Below are 21,235 nucleotides of genomic sequence, written 5' to 3' on the forward strand. Positions count from 1 at the left end.
TAAGCGCTTATAGCCCTTACCTTAACCCGAAAATAAATCCACTTGCTTCCAGCTTGGGACTTGCATTTCCGATATTCCTGACGATTAATCTGATTTTTATCGGCTTCTGGGCATTTGTCAATTACCGCTATGCGCTCTTGCCTGCCATCGGTTTTCTAATTTGTATTCCGCAGATACGGACTTATATTCCTTTTAACTCCACCACTAAAACCATACCGGAAGGAAGCATCAAAATCCTATCCTACAACGTAATGAGTTTCAACAATTTGGAGAAGAAAGATGGAAAAAACCCGGTATTGTCTTATCTTGTAGATAGTAACGCCGATATTATCTGTCTGCAAGAATATAACACCGCTACCAACAAGAAATACCTGACGGAACAGGACATTAAAAAAGCATTGAAAGCCTATCCTTACCAATCCGTCCACCAACAAGGGAAAGGAGATGTGCAACTTGCCTGTTTCTCTAAGTTCCCCATACTCTCGATACATCCCATCGAATATGAAAGTAATTATAACGGCTCCATGAAATATGTACTGAATGTGAATAACGACACTCTTACATTAATCAACAACCACCTGGAATCCAACAAGCTCACCAAAGAAGACAGAGGGATGTATGAGGATATGATTAAAGACCCGAATGCCAAGAAAGTAAAAACCGGACTTAGGCAATTAATAAGAAAACTGGCGGAAGCATCGGCTATCCGGGCTACACAAGCAGATTCTGTGGCTAAAACCATTGCAGAAAGTAAATATCCGACAACCATAGTATGCGGCGATTTCAACGACGGTTCTATCTCATATACCCATCGCATCCTGACTCAAAAACTAGACGATGCATTCACACAGTCCGGTAAAGGATTGGGTATTTCCTACAATCAGAACAAGTTCTATTTCCGCATAGACAATATCTTGATCAGCCCCAACCTGAAAGCCTACAATTGCACGGTAGACCGGTCTATCAAGGCATCAGACCATTACCCGATCTGGTGCTATATCAGTAAACGATAAGAACTGAAAACTCTAATAAAAAACACTTATGATGATTAAAAAGACACTAACCATTTTAGCAGTAAGTTGTATGATGTACTCCTGTGCTACGAAAACAGAAAGCAATCCTTTCTTTACAGAGTTTCAAACCGAGTATGGTGTTCCTTCTTTCGACAAGATTAAATTAGAGCACTATGAACCTGCCTTTCTAAAAGGTATAGAAGAACAGAATCAAAATATCGAAGCCATCATCGAAAGCCCGGAAATTCCGACATTCGAAAATACGATTGTGGCTTTGGATAACAGCGCACCCATCTTAGACCGGGTAAGCATCATTTTCTTCAATATGACAGATGCAGAAACTACTGATTCGCTGACCGCACTTTCCATCAAACTGGCACCGGTTCTTTCGGAACATAATGACAATATCTCCCTGAATGGGAAACTATTCAAACGGGTGAACGATGTCTACCAAAAGAAAGATTCATTGAACCTGACGTCGGAACAAGAACGTCTGCTGGACAAGACTTATAAAAGATTTATCCGCTCCGGAGCGAACCTTGGCGAAAAGGACCAAGCTCGCCTCCGCGAAATCAACAAGGAGCTTTCTACACTTGGCATCACTTTCAGCAACAATGTGCTGAATGAGAATAATGCCTTCCAACTTTTCGTTGACAAGGAAGAAGATCTGGCAGGATTGCCTGAATGGTTCCGCCAAAGTGCGGCCGAAGAAGCGAAAGCAGCCGGACAACCGGGAAAATGGTTGTTCACCCTGCACAATGCCAGCCGTCTGCCTTTCCTGCAATATTCTGAAAATCGCCCGCTCCGGGAGCAAATATACAAAGCTTATATCAACCGCGGCAACAACAACGACGGGAACGATAACAAGGAAAACATCCGCAAGATCGTTTCTCTCCGCCTGGAAAAAGCGAACTTATTAGGTTTCGACTGTTATGCAAACTTCGTCCTGGATGAAACCATGGCAAAGAACGCCAACAACGTAATGAGCCTTTTAAATAACCTCTGGAGCTACGCACTGCCAAAAGCAAAAGCAGAAGCTGGCGAACTCCAGAAGTTAATGGACAAGGAAGGAAAAGGAGAAAAACTGGAAGCATGGGACTGGTGGTATTACACCGAAAAACTGCGGAAAGAAAAATATAATCTGTCTGAAGAGGATACAAAACCTTATTTCAAACTGGAAAATGTACGCAATGGTGCTTTCGCCGTAGCCAACAAATTATATGGCATCACCCTAAGCAAACTGGAAGGCATACCAACTTATCACCCTGATGTAGAAGTCTTTGAAGTGAAAGACGCAGACGGTTCCCAGCTCGGTATCTTCTATGTAGACTATTTCCCACGTCCCGGGAAAAGCGGTGGTGCATGGATGAGCAACTATCGTGAGCAACACGGAACAACCCGTCCATTGGTATGCAACGTTTGCAGCTTTACCAAGCCGGTAGGCGACACCCCCTCTTTATTGACCATGGATGAAGTGGAAACCCTGTTTCACGAATTTGGTCACGCCCTGCACGGACTGCTGACAAAATGCGAATACAAAGGAACATCGGGAACCAACGTGGTACGCGACTTTGTAGAGCTTCCTTCTCAAATCAACGAACACTGGGCGACTGAACCCGAAGTGCTGAAAATGTATGCCAAACATTATCAGACAGGAGAAGTGATACCCGACGAAATCATCGAGAAGATACTGCAACAGAAAACTTTCAACCAGGGCTTCATGACCACCGAATTACTGGCCGCCGCCATCCTCGACATGAACCTGCACACGATAACAGATGTAAAGAATCTGGATATGCTTGCATTCGAAAAAGAAGCGATGGACAAGCTTAATTTGATTCCCGAAATAGCACCGCGTTATCGCGTGACTTACTTTAATCATATCATTGGCGGATACGCAGCCGGATACTATAGTTACCTATGGGCCAACGTATTGGACAATGATGCTTTCGAAGCTTTCAAAGAACATGGTATTTTTGATAAAAACACCGCCGACCTGTTCCGCCATAACGTATTGGAGAAGGGAGACAGCGAAGACCCGATGGTGCTTTATAAGAATTTCCGTGGAGCGGAACCAAGCCTGGAACCACTACTGAAAAACAGAGGAATGAAATAATTCAGCAAAAAAGCCCTTAAACATCAAATATTTGAGGGCTTATTACACATGAATGTGAAAAAAAAACTATATTTGCAGCCTTGTATGCGGCAAAAAGAACTTGTGTACGACAGAATTTAACTGAAAATTAAATTAAAAAAGTAATCATCATAAATTAAAAGTAAAATGCAAAACAAAGGATTTGTAAAGGTTTTTGCGGTATTACTCACACTGGTATGTGTGTTCTATCTCTCCTTCTCCTTCGTAACACGCCATTATACCAACAAGGCGAAAGAAATTGCGAACGGCGACCCGAAAGTGGAACAAGACTACCTCGACTCTCTCTCCAATGAGAAAGTGTGGTTGGGTAACTGGACGCTGAAACAATGTCGTGAGATGGAGATTAGTTTAGGTTTGGACCTAAAAGGTGGTATGAACGTTATCCTTGAAGTTTCTGTACCTGATGTTATCAAAGCACTGGCTGACAACAAGCCGGATGAAGCTTTCAACAATGCATTGGCAGAAGCTGCAAAACAGGCTGTAAACAGCCAGGATGATATCATCACGCTATTTGTCAGAGAATACCACAAAGCTGCTCCTAACGCAAAACTTTCCGAACTCTTCGCAACACAACAGTTGAAAGACAAAGTTAACCAGAAATCATCGGATGCAGAAGTTGAAAAAGTATTGAGAGCAGAAGTAAAAGCTGCTGTTGAAAACTCATATAACGTACTTCGTACCCGTATCGACCGTTTCGGTGTTGTTCAGCCGAATATCCAGAGCCTGGAAGACAAAATGGGTCGTATCATGGTGGAATTGCCGGGTATCAAAGAGCCGGAACGTGTGAGAAAACTTCTCCAAGGTTCTGCTAACCTGGAATTCTGGGAAACTTATACAGCTAAAGAAGTTCTTCCTGCTATGCAATCTGCTGATGCTAAATTGCGCGCTGTATTAGCGCAGGAGACAGGTGCAGACTCTACCGCTGTAGATTCCACCAAAGAAGCTCCGCTTGCAGAAGCTACTCCGGCCAAGAAAAGCGTAAGTGCTGCCGACAGTCTTGCTGCTGCCCTGAAAGGAGATGCTACAACTACTGAAGATAATTCAACAGCTAACCTGGCAGAAATTAAAAAGCAATACCCTCTGTTGGCTATCCTGCAGTTGAACTCTAGCGGACAAGGTCCTGTGATCGGTTACGCTAACTACAAAGACACTGCTGATATCAACAAATATCTGGCTATGCCGGAAGTTAAAGCAGAACTCCCGAAAGACCTTCGTTTGAAATGGGGTGTTTCTCCTTCTGAATTTGACAAGAAAGGACAGACGTTCGAATTATATGCTATCAAGTCTACCGAACGCAACGGTAAAGCTCCGTTGGAAGGTGATGTAGTAACAGACGCGAAAGATGAATTCGACCAATACAGCAAACCGGCTGTCAGCATGACAATGAACTCTGACGGTGCACGTCGTTGGGCACAGCTGACCAAACAGAACATCGGTCGTTCTATCGCTATCGTTCTTGACAACTATGTATATTCTGCACCAAACGTAAACTCTGAAATCACAGGTGGACGTTCACAGATTACAGGTCATTTCACTCCTGAACAGGCAAAGGACTTAGCAAACGTATTGAAATCAGGTAAGATGCCGGCTCCGGCTCACATCGTACAGGAAGATATCGTTGGTCCGTCATTGGGTCAGGAATCTATCAATGCAGGTGTATTCTCATTCGTAGTGGCTCTGATTCTGTTGATGATCTATATGTGTATGATGTACGGCTTCATACCGGGTATGATTGCCAATGGTGCATTGTTCCTGAACTTCTTCTTCGTATTAGGTGTCCTCTCCTCCTTCCAGGCAGCATTGACAATGTCCGGTATTGCCGGTATGGTGTTGTCACTAGGTATGGCAGTGGATGCGAACGTACTTATCTACGAACGTACTAAAGAAGAACTTCGTGCCGGTAAAGGTGTGAAGAAAGCACTTGCTGACGGTTATTCCAACGCATTCTCCGCTATCTTCGACTCGAACCTGACATCCATCATCACAGGTGTCATTCTGTTTAACTTCGGTACCGGTCCGATCCGTGGTTTTGCTACGACATTGATTATCGGTATTCTAGTATCCTTCTTCACCGCTGTGTTCATGACCCGTATAGTTTACGAACACTTCATGAACAAGGACAAACTATTGAACCTTACATTCACAACCCCTGTTTCAAGAAACTTGATGACCAACACACGTTTTGATTTTATGGGAACAAACAAAAAATCCCTTATCATCACTGTAGCCATCATCCTCGTTTGTATCGGTTCATTTGCCATGCGCGGTTTAAGCCAGAGTATCGACTTTACCGGTGGACGTAACTTCAAGGTACAGTTCGAGAATCCGGTAGAACCCGAACAGATTCGTGAATTGATCTCCAGCAAGTTCGGTGATGCTAACGTTAGTGTTATCGCTATCGGTACAGATAAGAAAACTGTACGTATCAGCACCAACTACCGTATTGAAGATGCAGGAAACGATGTTGACTCTCAAATCGAAGCATATTTATATGAGACTTTGAAACCTGTGCTGACTCAAAACATCACTCTAGCTACCTTTATCGACCGTGACAATCACACTGGTGGTAGTATTGTAAGTTCTCAAAAAGTAGGTCCGAGTATCGCAGACGATATCAAAACAGGTGCCATCTATTCCGTAGTACTGGCTTTGATCGCTATCGGTCTGTATATCTTAATCCGTTTCCGTAACATCGCATATAGTATTGGCTCTATCGTAGCTCTATCATGCGATACCATCATGATTATCGGTGCTTACTCATTGTTATGGGGTATCGTTCCATTCTCACTGGAAATTGACCAAACGTTTATCGGTGCTATCCTGACAGCTATCGGTTACTCTATCAATGACAAGGTGGTAATCTTCGACCGTGTACGTGAGTTCTTCGGCCTGTATCCGAAACGTGACAAACGTCAGTTGTTCAATGATTCATTGAATACTACACTTGCACGTACTATCAATACATCATTAAGTACATTGATCGTATTGCTGTGTATCTTCATCCTTGGCGGTGATTCAATCCGCAGCTTTGCATTCGCAATGATCTTGGGTGTTGTTATCGGTACATTGTCATCACTGTTCATTGCATCTCCGATTGCATACAACATGATGAAGAACAAAAAAGTCGTACCAGTAACTACGGAAGAATAATAAATTCCAAAAATAGAAAAAGCCTCTTCCGAACATTCGGTAGAGGCTTTTTCTATTGATTATTAAAACAAATAGAAGCTATAAGACGTTCATCTTAAAAGAAGCCATTGTTAAACTCAAAACCAGATACGATATGAAAGCAAAACAAAACAACTTCTCACAGATTCTTCGTAGTAGCCCCGAGGGGAATCGAACCCCTATCTAAAGTTTAGGAAACTTCTATTCTATCCGTTGAACTACAAGGCCGCTTCAAATTTGCTTGCAAAGATAACGGTTTCTGTCGATTTAACAAGAATAAAAATACAGGTTCCTTTCAGATATTTCAAATATTTGGCGTCAATAGGACAATAAAGTTCGATTTATTTTGATAATTCGATTAACTTTCCGACCTTTGCGCTCACAAATTGAAAGTAAAATCAGTTTTTAAATTAAATATAGTAATTAAAGTTATGGCAGACGAAATGATGGTTAAAGAATTGGAGGAAGTAGTAGTACGTTTCTCCGGCGACTCCGGCGACGGTATGCAGCTGGCCGGCAACATCTTCTCGAACGTGTCGGCTACGGTAGGAAATGACATCTGTACATTCCCTGACTATCCGGCAGACATCCGCGCCCCGCAAGGTTCACTGACCGGTGTTTCCGGTTTTCAGGTCCACATCGGTGCCGGACAGGTTTACACTCCCGGAGACCGTTGCCACGTGTTGGTGGCTATGAATCCTTCCGCACTGAAAACACAAATCAAATTCTGTAAACCGCAAGGACTTATCATTACCGACTCCGACTCATTCGAAGCCAGAGATTTGGAAAAGGCACAATTCAAGACCGACAATCCTTTTGAAGAATTAGGCATAAAACAGGAAGTACTTGAAGTTCCCATCTCTTCCATGTGCAAAGAGAGCCTGAAAGACTCCGGACTAGACAATAAATCAGCACTCCGTTGTAAGAACATGTTCGCACTCGGACTGGTTTGCTGGCTGTTCAACCGTAACCTTGCCGCTGCTGAAAAAATGCTGCGTGAGAAATTCGCCAAGAAGCCCGAAATTGCAGAAGCTAATATTAAGGTATTAAACGATGGTTTCAACTATGGTGCCAACACACATGCTTCTGTCTCTACTTATAAGATTGAAAGTAAAGCTCCGAAATCAAAAGGACTTTATACAGATATCAACGGAAATAAAGCAACTGCTTATGGCTTGATTGCTGCTGCCGAGAAAGCAGGTCTGGAACTCTACTTGGGTTCTTATCCTATCACTCCGGCCACTGATATTCTGCACGAATTAGCTAAACATAAATCACTGGGAGTAAAAACCGTACAGTGCGAAGATGAAATCGCGGGTTGTGCTTCTGCCGTTGGTGCCGCTTTTGCCGGTGCTTTGGCTGTAACGACTACTTCCGGGCCCGGTGTTTGTTTGAAGAGTGAGGCCATGAACCTTGCTGTAATTGGCGAACTTCCATTAGTGATTGTAAATGTGCAACGTGGCGGTCCGTCAACAGGTTTGCCTACTAAATCAGAACAGACAGACTTATTGCAAGCTCTTTACGGACGTAATGGTGAAAGCCCGATGCCGGTGATTGCCGCAACTTCACCAACGAACTGTTTTGATGCCGCATACATGGCATGTAAGATTGCTCTGGAACACATGACTCCGGTTGTATTACTGACGGATGCTTTCGTAGCCAACGGCTCGGCAGCTTGGAAACTTCCTAACTTAAATGAATATCCTGCCATCAATCCTCCATACGTGACTCCGGACATGGCTGGTAACTGGACTCCATACCAACGCAATGAAGAAACCGGTGCACGTTACTGGGCAATTCCGGGAACTGAAGGATTCATGCACCGCATCGGTGGTCTTGAAAAGAGCAATGAAACAGGTGCGATCTCTACCGAACCAGAAAACCATAATAAGATGGTTCATCTCCGCCAAACTAAAGTAGATAAAATTGCAGACTATATCCCCGAACTCGAAGTACTAGGTGATGAAGATGCAGATTTACTGATTGTTGGCTGGGGCGGCACGTATGGGCATCTCCGTCTGGCTATGGACTTTATGCGCGATCATGGAAAGAAAATGGCTTTCGCACACTTCCAATACATCAACCCGTTGCCGAAGAATACAGCCGATGTATTGCGTAAATACAAGAAGATCGTAGTAGCTGAACAGAATTTGGGACAATTCGCAGGTTATTTACGGATGAAGATACCCGGATTGAACATCAGCCAGTTCAACCAAGTGAAAGGACAGCCTTTCGTTACGAGAGAATTGATAGATGCATTCACTAAATTATTGGAGGAATAAAAGATGAGCGATAAAGTATATACCGTACAAGATTATAAATCAGGCCAACCTCGCTGGTGTCCGGGATGCGGTGACCACGCTTTCCTGAACTCACTGCACAAAGCTATGGCCGAACTGGGAGTAGCTCCGCACAATATTGCCGTCATTTCCGGTATCGGTTGTTCTTCCCGCCTGCCTTACTACGTAAATACGTATGGGTTCCACACTATTCACGGACGTGCCGCTGCTGTTGCAACAGGAGCAAAAGTAGCCAATCCAAATTTGACTATCTGGCAGATTTCCGGTGACGGTGACGGTTTGGCAATCGGTGGTAATCACTTCATCCATGCCGTTCGCCGCAACATTGACTTGAACATGATTCTGTTGAACAACCGTATCTATGGTTTGACAAAGGGACAATATTCACCGACTTCAGAACGCGGATTCGTCAGCAAATCATCTCCTTACGGAACAGTGGAAGACCCGTTCCATCCGGCAGAGCTGGCTTTCGGTGCCCGCGGACGTTTCTTCGCACGTTGTATTGCAGTAGATGGTGCCGCTTCCGTAGAAGTGTTGAAAGCAGCAGCTAATCACAAAGGTGCTTCTGTTGTAGAAGTTCTGCAAAACTGCGTGATCTTCAACGACGGAACTCACGCCAGTGTTGCTACCAAAGAAGGACGCGCTAAGAACGCTATCTACCTGGAACATGGCAAACCGATGTTATTTGGTGAAAATAAGGAATTCGGATTGATGCAGGAAGGCTTCGGGCTGAAAGTAGTGAAACTTGGTGAGAACGGTGTCACAGAAAAAGATATCCTTATCCACGACGCACACTGCCAGGACAATACGCTTCAATTGAAACTGGCGTTAATGGAAGGTCCTGATTTCCCGATTGCACTCGGTGTGATCCGCGATGTAGATGCTCCAACTTACAATGATGCTGTAATTGGACAGATTGAAGAAATCAAAGGCAAGAAGAAATATCATAATTTCCAGGAATTGCTAATGACTAATGATACTTGGGAAGTGAAGTAATTCACCACTTCAATCCATAAAATAATAAAGGCGTAGACAAGAGAATCAACTCTCTTTCTACGCCTTTCATTCTTTCTATCGTGTAACCTATATTTATATCAACCTATTCGAGAGCAGTGCCACCCACTTTTTCCGGCCAATACGGATTCTGATAAATAACAGAATTATCTGTACTATTATCAGGAGACGCAAGTCTCATTTCATTAATAGCAACCGGACTCAAATAGTTGGCTTTAGCCCAAGAATATCCATCATATACCTGATTATTGATTCTCACCTTGCTAAAAGGACGAATATACTTGAATGCTCTGGAGGAAATATTAGAAGTAGCATCATCCGGATCATCTTTTAAAGTAACGTCTTCCGGAAGTTCATAAGTTTTATAAGCCTCTTCCCAAAAGTTATACCCTTCAGGAATAAACTTATTAGTAAGTACGCCATCCCAAGCTCTCCAACGCACCAGGTCATCCCAACGCATTCCTTCGCCAATAAACTCGCAACGACGTTCGCGACGGATATTATATAAGGTAGCATCCACTTCATACGAACCGGGATGAGCGGCCAAATCCGTCTCCTTATTCATATCGGTATTGTCAATGGTTGTCTGGAAATTGCCTGTAATGCCTGCCCGATTGCGTACTGCATCCCAATAGCTTTTCGCTTTACCGTCTACCTTATTATTACGCAAATAGTAGGCTTCCAGATAATTCAGATAAGCTTCGACACCACGAAAGATAATGCACCCTGTAGTCGATTGCGACTGACCGGAAATAATCTGCTTATTATTATATGTCAAGCATTTCCGAATCCGATACCCGGTATTATCAGATGTTTGGGCTTCCAATGATATAATATTAGGTTGTTTGAATTCTTTAAGTGCAGGTTCTTCTGTCGAACTGGATGGAAGCAAATCCTTCTCGCCCAAAACAAACATTTGCAGACGCAGATCACGATTCTCTTTCACATCCATGATAGTTTTGTCACCTTTATATTCATCTCCTGCTGCATAATAGGGAAGTCCGTCTTTCATGACAAAACAGTCTACAAAGCTCTTCAGCATACCATTATTACCTCCAGTAAAAATATAAGCCGGTGTGCCATGCGTGATTGACACGCCACCACCATTCATATATTGCTTCCAGAAAAGAACTTCGGAATAACTACTCATATCTTCTTCCGCAAACATCTCGAAATATGGATTCCAGCCAACAATCCCCGATATGTTTTTCGGATTGGTCAGACCGGTATTATTGGTCAAAGTAATATCATCAGCCACCTGTTCCGCTGCTTTCATAGCCTCATCCAGAAAGAAATTGATTTCATTATCCATGTTCGTGGAGAAATCGGTATGTATTCTCTTACCCGGCCAGGTTGCATCCCCCGGCACACGCCCTGTTCCCTTATGATACTTTTCAAACGTAGCCTCATACAAAGCAACGCGCGACTTTATCAATAACGCGCAATTCTTTGTTAATCGCGTTTTGTTTCCTGAAATATCATCCACCATATATTTGGCGGCGGAATCGAGCTGATTGATGATAAAACGAGCTACGAGATTACGCGGCTGACGAACAGATTTCTCTGTCAAAACAGACTGATTATCCGGCAATACTTCGGTTATAATTGGAAAATCTCCGAATGATTTCAGTTTACTGTAATAAATCCATGCACGGATAAAGTACATTTCGCCGACATAGTGAAGAATCTGTTCACAATTGCCCTCAATCTTGCCTGCCTCGAATTTAGGAAGCACATTTTCGAAGAAATAATTGCAATAGCGAATTTGAGTAAAATCCCAGCCACCTCCAGTATTAGGAACACGCCACTGACCTTTCTCAAAATAGGTGGAAGAATATCCTCCGGCTACCATATTATCTGTATTCTGGTCATTGTTCACTGTACCGACTCCATATCCACCATGCGTTGAAAAGATGTTGTTGTACTGCGAAATACTATATGCAACCAAGTGGTCCGTCGTATTAAAATACTCTTGCGGAGTCACCTGATCCAGAGGCGCCATATCCAGAAAATCATTACAAGATGTAAGCGACCACGTAGCTCCTGCCATCAAGATTGTTTGTAATGTAATATGTTTCAGTTTCATAAGCCTTAAAATTAGAAGTTAACATTTAAACCTACCGAGATGGTGCGCTGCAACGGATAGAGTTTACCATTATTCGCATCATAAGTGCTTTCCAAAGCCTCCGGGTCGAAAATCTTGGACATATGAGAGAATGTCAACAGATTGTCACCTGACACGTATACTCGAACTGAAGACATTCCGGCTTTATTTGTCCATTGCTTGGGCAATGTATAGCCTATCTGAACATTCTTAATACGGCAGTAAGCTGCATTCTGAATATAGCGGCTCTGCACTGCCATGTTTCTCGAATCACTTTTCAATACGCGTGGATAATAGGCATTTGTATTAGCACCCAACGGGTCACCCTCCGGACGCCAGAAGTCCCAATGTTCCTTAAATCCGGTAGCCTGCCATTCGTCCACTCCATTGGCTCCCCAGAAATAGGGGCCGCTCAACACATAATCGCGCTTGGCCACTCCTTGCAGAAATATGCGGAAATCGACACCTTTCCATGCTGCATCCAACGTGATACCATATTTAAATCGAGGTGTATTATTGCCCAAAATCACACGGTCACCGGGTTTCTCTGTGGTATTTTCACCTGTCGAGATCACTCCATCGCCGTCTACATCCTTATACATGATATCACCTGCTCCCCACTTGCTTCCCAAAGAAGACTGATCCACTTTGGCCAAGTGAGCGTCCATCTCTTCCTGTGATTGTGCGATACCTACCGTTTCATATCCCCAGATTTCTCCTTTCATCATTCCCGGATAATATGCTTCGGAAAGTTTGTTGTTTTCATTCGGATAGCGAGTGATTTTCTGTTGGTCATCGGCTAACGTAAATTTAGCACCATAAGAGAAATCACCAATCATATCTCTCCACCCCAGTTCCAGCTCAAAACCATAGGATTTCATATCGGAATTGTTGATTTTCGGAGGAGTAGCACCCAGTACGGAAGACAATTCCGGAGCCGGGCCAATCATATCATACGTCCAACGCACAAAGTAGTCGAACGAACCGGTCAAGCGATTATTAAACAGCCCCCAGTCCAAACCGATATCCCAGGTTTCAATCGTTTCCCAAGTCTTCAAGCTGGAGACGATACCGGGTAGGCTTGCATAATTCGGTCTTTTTCCATTCACCAACCAGTTATAATCAGTGCCTTGTGGCATCGTCTGATAGAAAGGATACCATGCATCCTTAGTATCCGTATTACCCAACTGCCCCCATGAACCTCTTAATTTCAATACATCAATATGAGCTTTATCGGCTATATTCCTGAAGAAATCTTCACGTGCTATATTCCATCCGACTGACAATGACGGGAAAAATCCCCAACTCTTGTCATTAATGAAACGGGACGAACCGTCATAACGACCGTTCAACTCTATCAGATAGCGTTCTTTATAATTATAGTTGATACGCCCGAAGAATCCGGCTACCCCATTGTGTGCATATCCACCGGAAGTAGTAGGAGATTCCGTTGCTGTATTCAGTGTAGGCACAGAATTGGAGATCAGCGTATTCTTCTGCCCCGACAAACTTCTTGTCTTATACAACTCCGCATTAAAACCTGCCATCACTTTAAAGTAATGACCGCTTTCATATTGTTTAAAATAATCGGAATAGATATTCGTGCTGTAATAATTCTCTTTATAATTATATTCGTTCACAACGGAACTGCCGGCTCCATAACTTCCCCATGGTATAGAATACGGATTACCGTCACCGTCATGAGAGAAGATAGGTAATACTTCCCAATGTTCATTTTTGTTTTCCGTTCTTAGAGCACCCTCGATATTAATTGTCCAGTTCTTGACCGGTTCAAACACAAACTGCAACTGTTGAGTATTCAAGTCTTTCTGGTTGGTTTGTCGGCCACCATCCTCCAATTCTGTAATTTCCACACCATTCATGGGATAGCCATTAGGATCGTAAGCCGGACAGGTGGGCCAGCGGCGAGCGATATTATGGAAGAATAGCCCGGTCAGATAAGAGGGTCGGTCAAAGTCCTCACGTGTCCATTTGGTAGAATAGTTCACTCTGAACCAATCTGTGATCTGCGCTGTAATGGTGCTGTTCATTGTATAACGTTGCAAATTATCTTCACCATGCCGCAACAGACCGTTCTGGTCCATAAAACTACCGCTCAATGAAAATTGGATTTTCTCATTACCTCCCGAAATACTTAGATTATGTTCTTGAGATGGCACCCAGTCATTGTAGAATTCTTTAAACCAATCCGTATTGGCATTCGCTCCGCCATAATTGTTCCAACGGTTATTATTCGTATTCAGTGTTGTGACGGATGTTATCTTTCCCTCCTGATAATCTTTTATTTTCTGTAACTGCTCGGATGAGAACGGAGCCTCACCGGATCTGCCCGCATTCTCTGCGGCACGATTAAAGTACTGTGCAAAAGTATATGAGTCCATCATTTCAGGCACTGATACCGCGTCGCTGAAACGGACATTTCCATTATAACTGACTCTGGCTTTACCCGCTTTCCCTTTCTTGGTCTGAATCAGAATAACACCAAAAGCAGCACGCGCTCCATAAATAGAGGCAGAAGCAGCGTCTTTCAAAACAGAAACCGTTTCTATATCATTCGGATTCAACGAATTAAGATTACCTTCGATACCGTCAATCAACACAAGTGGAGACGACCCGGAACCATCACCGATTGTTCCTGCACCACGAATATTAAAACTCATCGAACCATCCAAGGCTCCACCTTCACTTCCTACCGTGAAGTTCAAGCCTGGCACTGTACCCTGTAGGGCCTGCGCCACATTGGTTACAGGACGTGCAGCCAACACTTTCGCATCGACCATACCTACCGCACCGGTTACATTTACTTTTTTTTGTGGTCCGTAGCCTACAACGACTACTTCGTCGAGCTGTTCCGAATCTTCTTTCATAACGATATTAAGGGGTGTCCCATCAGCTTTCACGGTAATAGTTTTATAACCAATAAACGAAAGTGAGAGAACTGCTCCTTTGGGGGAATCGATAGAGAAGCGTCCGTTGAGATCAGTAACAGTACCTGTGGCAGTACCTTGCACCTTTACAGAGACTCCAATAAGAGGTTCTCCGTTTTCATCCACTACAACACCTGTAGTCTTTACTTTTTGCTGCTGTATATCAGCAGTTTCCTATGTTTCATTAGTATTAGCTACTGCTTGCATAGGTTGTGTGCACCATAACAATAAAGTAGCAACTGCTGCTATTTTCAGGCAACGTGTTCCCCGTCCTTCCATAAAGGCCGGGCATCGGTTAGTTTTTCTTGTCATACTTTAATTTATTCAGTTAGACATTAGTAAGTTAGAATTTCTAAGATTTTATGGTGCCTTCATATATTATTTGACACCATGTTTCAGGCAATTTGTGTGTTTAGTTTTCCATAGGCTTTTCTATTTTTATCTTAGGTTAATACTTGCCAGAGTTCTTAACGAACTTGGTTTTACCTATGCTTGGAAACACAACTTGGAAGGACATTTTAGATAAAACAGTCATCCATACACTCGCACCGCTTTGAGTTTGAGACGATTTGTATGTAAATTGCTATATAATAAATACTTATTTTGATACCAAAGGCAAGTTGATAAAACTGTTATCCCATTTTGTTGCCAGAAAACACAACAATCCAGCTATCCCGTTTTAAAATATTTTAGTAGATTTACTTGCGTAATATTTCATTTTATTCTACTTTTGCTTCACCATAATGATATTCTAAACGATTCTTTTGTTGTTATTAAGAATTAAAAATAATAAGGCATTCGTTTTCATATCAAAATAAAACCAAGTTCGTTAAGAACTCGGTTTTCATTTCTCTCCTTCTCTAATCGATATTGCAATATACACTACTCATTTCCTTTGACTAAATAACACCTATTTATCAATATCATTAACTTTATGGATAGAGAACTGATGATAAGAAGCTATTTTAACAGGTACTTATTTATAAATAAAAAATGGAGAAGGATGGAGAAAAGGGTAGAAAACTGGAACCAGGTTCATAGCTATAAACTCAACACTAAATTTCTGAAAACGAATATACAACTATTAAGAAGCATTTAGAAGGTTCACAGGTTTCACCTTCAGCTGAACAGCTATGAGTCAACGGTTTACAGTGACATAAAGCACAAAATACAGAAGAAAGTATCCTTCACCTCCTTCACCATGTAGAGTCTTTCATATAGATTAAGGACATATATATCCAATATACAGGGCATATATGCGCAACGTGTTGGATATATATGTCCAACACGTTGCGTATATATACTCTACAATTCAGGTATTAATATCCTAGAGATAGAGTATTAGTGTCTGATTACTTAGGTGCTAATTTCCGGTTGACGGCAGTTTTATTTTGTTTTAAACCTGCAAACAGTTTGTTTCAAGCGTATGAAACAAATAGTTTCCCGCCTTGAAACACTTTGTTTCGTGCCTCGAAACAGATTGTTTCACACGTTGAAACAGATTGTTTTGCGCCTTGAAACAGATTGTTTACCGGCATGAACAAGACATTTGATGCATGGATTCTACAAATTACTACATAGTCTTCTATAAATATGCCAAGATTCTTACACACGAGACAGCGTGTGAGATAAAGGTATCTTACACACATCTGCAACCGTATCTTGCACTGCATAAAACAATTGTATATCAGCTAATTGAATCCGATTAGTGTAAGGTGCAAGATGTTTTTGCATTTTCAAACTTTATAGAGTCGATTAAGTTTTAATTATTTATTTGTCAGTTCACTATTCAGTAATTATAATTCAATCGCAGCCTTTAAAGGTAATTGATTGGAAGCCGGACCGACAAGAATCTCAAATACCCCCTTTTCTACTACAAAGCGGTGTTGATTCATATCGTAATAAGAAAATGCGTCTTCATTCAATACAATAGAAAGGCGTTGTGTCTCTCCTTTCTTCAAGAACACCTTATCATAGCCTTTCAGTTCTTTCAAAGGACGGGGAACGGAAGATTCTACATCATGCACATATACCTGGGCTATTTCCGAAGCATCCATTTTTCCTGTATTCTTTATATCAAAGCTAACCGTCACCTGATGTTCACCGGTTTTCTCCACAGCTAAATTACTATAAGCGAAAGTAGAATAAGACAACCCATAGCCAAATGGATAAAAAGGTTCTTTACCCGAACGGTCATATCCCCGATAGCCAACAAAAACACCCTCTGAATAATCGACACGTTTAATTTCCGCTTTCAGATTCTCATAATAGCTGTCATGCACCGGATTATCTTCCCATTTCTTTTCGATAGAAATCGGCAACTTACCACTCGGAGAAATCTTTCCAGTCAATATTTCGGCTATTGCCTGTCCACCCTCCTGTCCGGGATACCATGCCATCAAAATCGCTTTTGCAGCCTCATGCCAAGAGGTAAAGTCAACTCCACCGCCAGCATTTAACACTACTACCAGATTCGGATGCAGAGAAGCTACTTTCTGAATGAATAATTCCTGATAATGTAACAGAGCAAACGGGCGATCGAACCCCTCTCCTTCTGTATTGCTATTGAAACCAGTACAGAATACAACATTATCCACCTTTGCCAATCCTTGACGAAGTTTCTCTTCATTCAGCCTGGATGCTTTAAAACGGATAATTGCTGAAGAGATATTATCAAAAAACTCGATTCGGAAGCTGTATTCTTTACCTGCCTCAACCGGCAGTTCCACTTCACGGCTTGAATATGAATGATTACCCCAGTCGCCTGTAATATGCTTATCATTCACAAACAGGCGATAACCATCATCGCCACCAATGGATAGTTTTAATAATCCATCCTTTTGAGACATATAACTGGCTGTCCAACGGACAGAAAATCCATCTTCCGGAAAACCTTCCAGTGGTGCTCCATATTGCCAGTCATAATCAACTGATGCTTCTGTACGAATGACCTCCGGTTGTCCCGAAAGCGTTTTATTCTTAAAATATTCGGCTTTAAATCCTTTCGTCTGCCGAGCGGCATCCGCGTAAAATTCATGAAGAATATCCTCATAAATCACATCGTCCGTCAACAGAACGAGGTTCTTTTTTTTCAGTTTTTCCAGTCCCTCACTAACAGATACCGTAGAAAATGGAGTTACAAAACCACTTCCACCACCCGTAGGAATGCGGTCGGCATTGGGCCCCATCACAGCAGTCTTTCCTTTCAAGGGGAGTAGATTTCCTTCATTCTTCAGTAAGACTACACCTTCGCGTGCCAGTTCTAAAGCAGCCTGGCGGGAAAAAGGATTATCCTGCGCGATGTTACTGTCTTTCTGTTCCTTATCCAGCATGCCGTAAGCAATCAAGGTCTGCAAGATATGCTGCACTTTCAGATTGATGGTTTCTTCTGTCACCGTACCGTTTTTGATAGCAGGTATAAGATTGTCGACATTCATAAAACGTCCTTTCGGCATTTCAAGATCAAGTCCGGCATTAGCGGCTCCTACGGCAGAATATACGGAAGTCCAGTCCGACATTAAGATACCTTTAAATCCCCAGAGATTACGCAAGATATCAATATTCAACCATTTATGTTCGGTAGCATGGACACCGTTCAGAAGATTATAGCTGTTCATTACAGCACTTACATTCGCTTCCTGTACAGCTTTCCGAAAGGCCGGAAAATAAATCTCGTGCAAAGTACGTTCGTCTATGTCCGAACTGGCATGATGACGGCTCCATTCCTGATTATTAGCTGCAAAGTGCTTGATGGTGGCAATAACTCCTTCCGATTGCACGCCTAGGATATATTGTTTAGCCGTTTCACCCGTTAAATAAGGGTCTTCGCCAAAGTATTCAAAGTTACGTCCACACATAGGAGCACGGTAGATATTTACTCCCGGTCCGAGCAGTATATTCACTCCTCTGGCTTTGGCATCCTGTCCCAATCCTTGCCCCAGTTGATAAAGCAGACTCCGGTTCCAGGTAGAAGCGGAAAGTATTCCGGAAGGATAGAGAGTGCTCTTGGGGGCATGATTACGAATTCCCTGCGGTCCGTCCGCCAGTTTTATTTCAGGAATCCCCAGACGGGGGATTGCACGAAGCGAGAAGCTGGTATATCCGGAGATATACTCTATTTTCTCTTGCAAAGTCATTTTAGATACAATTTCCCTGGCACGTTGTTCGGCTTGGGGAGTGATTGTCTGCGCACAGGTTAATATGCTCCATGCAAGCATACATAAACCTATGCCTCCTATTTTCTTTTTCATGGTGATTTTGTATTAATATAGCATTGTTAAAAACCAACTAGTCTATCAGTTCTATTTTAACGGTCTGTCCCTGTACCAAAATATGATATTCTCCGGCTTCAAGGAACCGTTTACCATCCTCATTGACAAAACCGAAATCACGTTCCAGGTCTATGTCAAAACGGAAAGTCTTCGTTTCTCCGGCTCTAATCAACTGTTTTTCAAAGTGTTTCAGTTCTTTCACCGGGCGGGTAATCGAGCAATACGGATCGGATATAAACCAATGAACAGTCTCTGCTCCATCGCGAGCACCGACATTAGTGACAGTCACTTCTACAGACAATCGATCGCCGCGCTTCACTTTAGTAACAGAAGGGGTAACGGTGCCATACTTAAATTCGGTATAACTTAATCCATGCCCGAACGGATATAACGGATCGCTTGTTATATCTTTATAGAATCCTTGATGTCCACGTCCGCTCTTGCGGCGATTGTAATAAATAGGAATTTGTCCCGTTGAATAAGGGAATGTCATGGCAAGTTTACCGGATGGGTTGATACGTCCTGATAATATACCGGCCATCGGCAACGCGCCATTCACACCCGGTTGCCAGATTTCCAGTATAGCATCGGAAATTAGTTCCAGACGATTCAATTCCAACGGACGTCCATTCACCAATACCAGTACGATAGGCTTTCCGGCTTTCTTCAGTTCTGCGGCCAGTTCTTCCTGAATCTGCGGTAATGCGATAGAAGAACGGGAAGCATTCTCCCCACTCCAGGTCATCATCTCACCCAAACAAAGAACAACTACATCAGACCAGCGTGCAGCTTCCAATGCTTCTGCAAATCCTTCTTTGTTATCTCCTTTCGTAGCACAGCCTGCTGCATAACGCAATTCAGCTTTTCCTGCAAATTCAGTAGCCAGTCCATTATAGAGCATGGCAACATCCGTATCTTTTCCATGACCACACCAGGAACCCAACAAGTCCCAACCATTTTTTGCCATTGGTCCTATCACGGCAATCTTCTTTTTATCAGTCAGCGGTAATGTTTTGTTTTCATTTTTCAGCAAGACCATGGATTCCGCCGCAAGCCGGGCTGCAATATCCATACTTTGCGGACGGAAGAAACGTTCTTTCTCACTTGTTGCGGGAGTATAAGGACGTTCGAACAGGCCGAGACGGAATTTCAAAAGTAGAACACGACGTACAGCTTCATCTACTTGAGCTACCGATACTCTGCCCTCTTCTACCAACTCCTGCAAATGGCGGTCGTAAGCATGAGACATCATATCCATTTCAAGACCGGCAGTAAACGCATGCCAGGCTGCTTCTTTTTTGGTCGCTGCCAATCCCTGATTTTTCAACTGTTCGATGGCTCCCCAATCGGAAACAATAAATCCATCATGCCCCCAACGTTTCTTTAATATCTCGGTCATTATGTAAGGATTGGCCGAACCCGGCACACCGCTGATATCATTAAAGGAACTCATCAGTGTTGCCGCACCTGCTTTCACACCCATCTCGTAAGGGAGCAGATAAGTATCCCAAAGAGTTTGTTTGGATATCTCGGTATAGACATAGTCACGCCCGGCTTCGGATGCCCCGTAACCTACATAATGTTTCAGACAAGCTGCCATACGGTTTTCTGCTGACAAGTCATCTCCTTGATAACCTTTGACGGAAGCTGCACCGAATACCCCGTTTGTATAAGGATCTTCACCATAACCCTCTGCCACACGTCCCCAGCGGGGATCACGAGCCACATCAATCATCGGTGAGAAAGTCCAGTCCACTCCCGACATACGCGCTTCCTGTGCAGATACAGCACACGCCTGCTCTACCAAATCCGGATTCCAGGAACAAGCCTGTGCCAACGAAATAGGATACACGGTACGGAAACCATGAATTGCATCGTAGCCGAAAATAATAGGAATACCCAGACGAGACTCTTCCATTGCTTTTTTCTGCATACTATTACGCAGTGCGGGATTTGTTTCGAAGTAAATCAGAGAACCGATTTCTGCGGGCACTTTCTTCACTTCTTCACCTACATTATTCACATTGTTATTCCGTCCCAGGGTATATTGATTAAGCTGCATCACTTTCTCTTCCAAAGTCATGCGGGATAGGAGATCATTTACGCGTTTCTCTATCGGAGCCTTCGGATCTTTATATAGTGCAACATCTTTTTTATCTTTTGCCGAAAGGGTGCATATAGAACCTAGCAAACATAATCCGTAAACCAATACTTTCTTTCTCATCGGTGTTTTCGTCGGTTAATTAGTATATAAATATAGCT

General features: G+C 42.9%; 10 protein-coding genes and 1 tRNA gene. 5 read left to right on the forward strand and 6 right to left on the reverse strand.

Annotation, left to right across the window (positions count from 1 at the left end; all coding sequences use genetic code 11):
- The 3 genes from HMPREF9010_RS22970 to secDF form a co-directional block, all read left to right on the forward strand.
- A partial coding sequence (locus tag HMPREF9010_RS22970) for an endonuclease/exonuclease/phosphatase family protein (protein ID WP_008646496.1) occupies positions 1–1,013 on the forward strand: 1,013 nt, incomplete at its 5' end.
- Between the two features lie 31 nt (positions 1,014–1,044).
- Positions 1,045–3,129: a M3 family metallopeptidase gene (locus tag HMPREF9010_RS22965; protein ID WP_008646498.1), complete on the forward strand. Its 2,085-nt coding sequence runs from the start codon at positions 1,045–1,047 to the stop codon at positions 3,127–3,129.
- A gap of 165 nt (positions 3,130–3,294) precedes the next feature.
- The gene (gene secDF, locus HMPREF9010_RS22960; protein WP_004323085.1) at positions 3,295–6,318 is read left to right on the forward strand and encodes a protein translocase subunit SecDF; all 3,024 of its coding nucleotides are present in this window, start codon (positions 3,295–3,297) and stop codon (positions 6,316–6,318) included.
- Between the two features lie 174 nt (positions 6,319–6,492).
- Here secDF and HMPREF9010_RS22955 read toward each other — a convergent pair.
- A tRNA-Arg gene (locus HMPREF9010_RS22955) sits at positions 6,493–6,564 on the reverse strand.
- A gap of 203 nt (positions 6,565–6,767) precedes the next feature.
- On the opposite strand from HMPREF9010_RS22955, the gene HMPREF9010_RS22950 reads away from it, so the two are divergent.
- Positions 6,768–8,618, forward strand: coding sequence for a 2-oxoacid:acceptor oxidoreductase subunit alpha (locus tag HMPREF9010_RS22950; RefSeq protein WP_008646507.1), 1,851 nt, complete (start codon positions 6,768–6,770; stop codon positions 8,616–8,618).
- 3 nt (positions 8,619–8,621) lie between these two features.
- The gene (locus HMPREF9010_RS22945) at positions 8,622–9,632 is read left to right on the forward strand and encodes a 2-oxoacid:ferredoxin oxidoreductase subunit beta (RefSeq protein ID WP_008646510.1); all 1,011 of its coding nucleotides are present in this window, start codon (positions 8,622–8,624) and stop codon (positions 9,630–9,632) included.
- Between the two features lie 103 nt (positions 9,633–9,735).
- Here HMPREF9010_RS22945 and HMPREF9010_RS22940 read toward each other — a convergent pair whose 3' ends face one another.
- From HMPREF9010_RS22940 to HMPREF9010_RS22925, 5 genes are all read right to left on the reverse strand, one after another.
- The gene (locus HMPREF9010_RS22940) at positions 9,736–11,736 is read right to left on the reverse strand and encodes a RagB/SusD family nutrient uptake outer membrane protein (RefSeq protein ID WP_008646511.1); all 2,001 of its coding nucleotides are present in this window, start codon (positions 11,734–11,736) and stop codon (positions 9,736–9,738) included.
- A gap of 11 nt (positions 11,737–11,747) precedes the next feature.
- Positions 11,748–14,864: a SusC/RagA family TonB-linked outer membrane protein gene (locus HMPREF9010_RS22935; RefSeq protein ID WP_231106139.1), complete on the reverse strand. Its 3,117-nt coding sequence runs from the start codon at positions 14,862–14,864 to the stop codon at positions 11,748–11,750.
- 12 nt (positions 14,865–14,876) lie between these two features.
- The gene (locus tag HMPREF9010_RS26435) at positions 14,877–15,014 is read right to left on the reverse strand and encodes a hypothetical protein (RefSeq protein WP_231106135.1); all 138 of its coding nucleotides are present in this window, start codon (positions 15,012–15,014) and stop codon (positions 14,877–14,879) included.
- Positions 15,015–16,498: 1,484 nt separating this feature from the next.
- A complete protein-coding gene (locus HMPREF9010_RS22930) occupies positions 16,499–18,952 on the reverse strand; it encodes a beta-glucosidase (protein WP_008646513.1) in 2,454 nt (817 codons plus the stop codon).
- A gap of 37 nt (positions 18,953–18,989) precedes the next feature.
- Positions 18,990–21,197 (reverse strand): glycoside hydrolase family 3 N-terminal domain-containing protein, encoded by a 2,208-nt coding sequence (locus tag HMPREF9010_RS22925; RefSeq protein WP_004311200.1) that lies wholly within the window; start codon positions 21,195–21,197, stop codon positions 18,990–18,992.
- Positions 21,198–21,235 lie beyond the last annotated feature (38 nt).

It is taken from the genome of Bacteroides sp. 3_1_23 (assembly GCF_000162555.1).
GTDB classification, from domain to species: Bacteria; Bacteroidota; Bacteroidia; order Bacteroidales; family Bacteroidaceae; genus Bacteroides; species Bacteroides ovatus.

What these genes read in the sequence shown, in the direction of transcription:
- HMPREF9010_RS22965 (WP_008646498.1), top strand. Translation starts at nt 1,045, where the DNA reads ATGATTAAAAAGACACTAACCATTTTAGCAGTAAGTTGTATGATGTAC.
- secDF (WP_004323085.1), top strand. Translation starts at nt 3,295, where the DNA reads ATGCAAAACAAAGGATTTGTAAAGGTTTTTGCGGTATTACTCACACTG.
- HMPREF9010_RS22950 (WP_008646507.1), top strand. Translation starts at nt 6,768, where the DNA reads ATGGCAGACGAAATGATGGTTAAAGAATTGGAGGAAGTAGTAGTACGT.
- HMPREF9010_RS22945 (WP_008646510.1), top strand. Translation starts at nt 8,622, where the DNA reads ATGAGCGATAAAGTATATACCGTACAAGATTATAAATCAGGCCAACCT.
- HMPREF9010_RS22940 (WP_008646511.1), bottom strand. Translation starts at nt 11,736, where the DNA reads ATGAAACTGAAACATATTACATTACAAACAATCTTGATGGCAGGAGCT.
- HMPREF9010_RS26435 (WP_231106135.1), bottom strand. Translation starts at nt 15,014, where the DNA reads ATGACAAGAAAAACTAACCGATGCCCGGCCTTTATGGAAGGACGGGGA.
- HMPREF9010_RS22930 (WP_008646513.1), bottom strand. Translation starts at nt 18,952, where the DNA reads ATGAAAAAGAAAATAGGAGGCATAGGTTTATGTATGCTTGCATGGAGC.
- HMPREF9010_RS22925 (WP_004311200.1), bottom strand. Translation starts at nt 21,197, where the DNA reads ATGAGAAAGAAAGTATTGGTTTACGGATTATGTTTGCTAGGTTCTATA.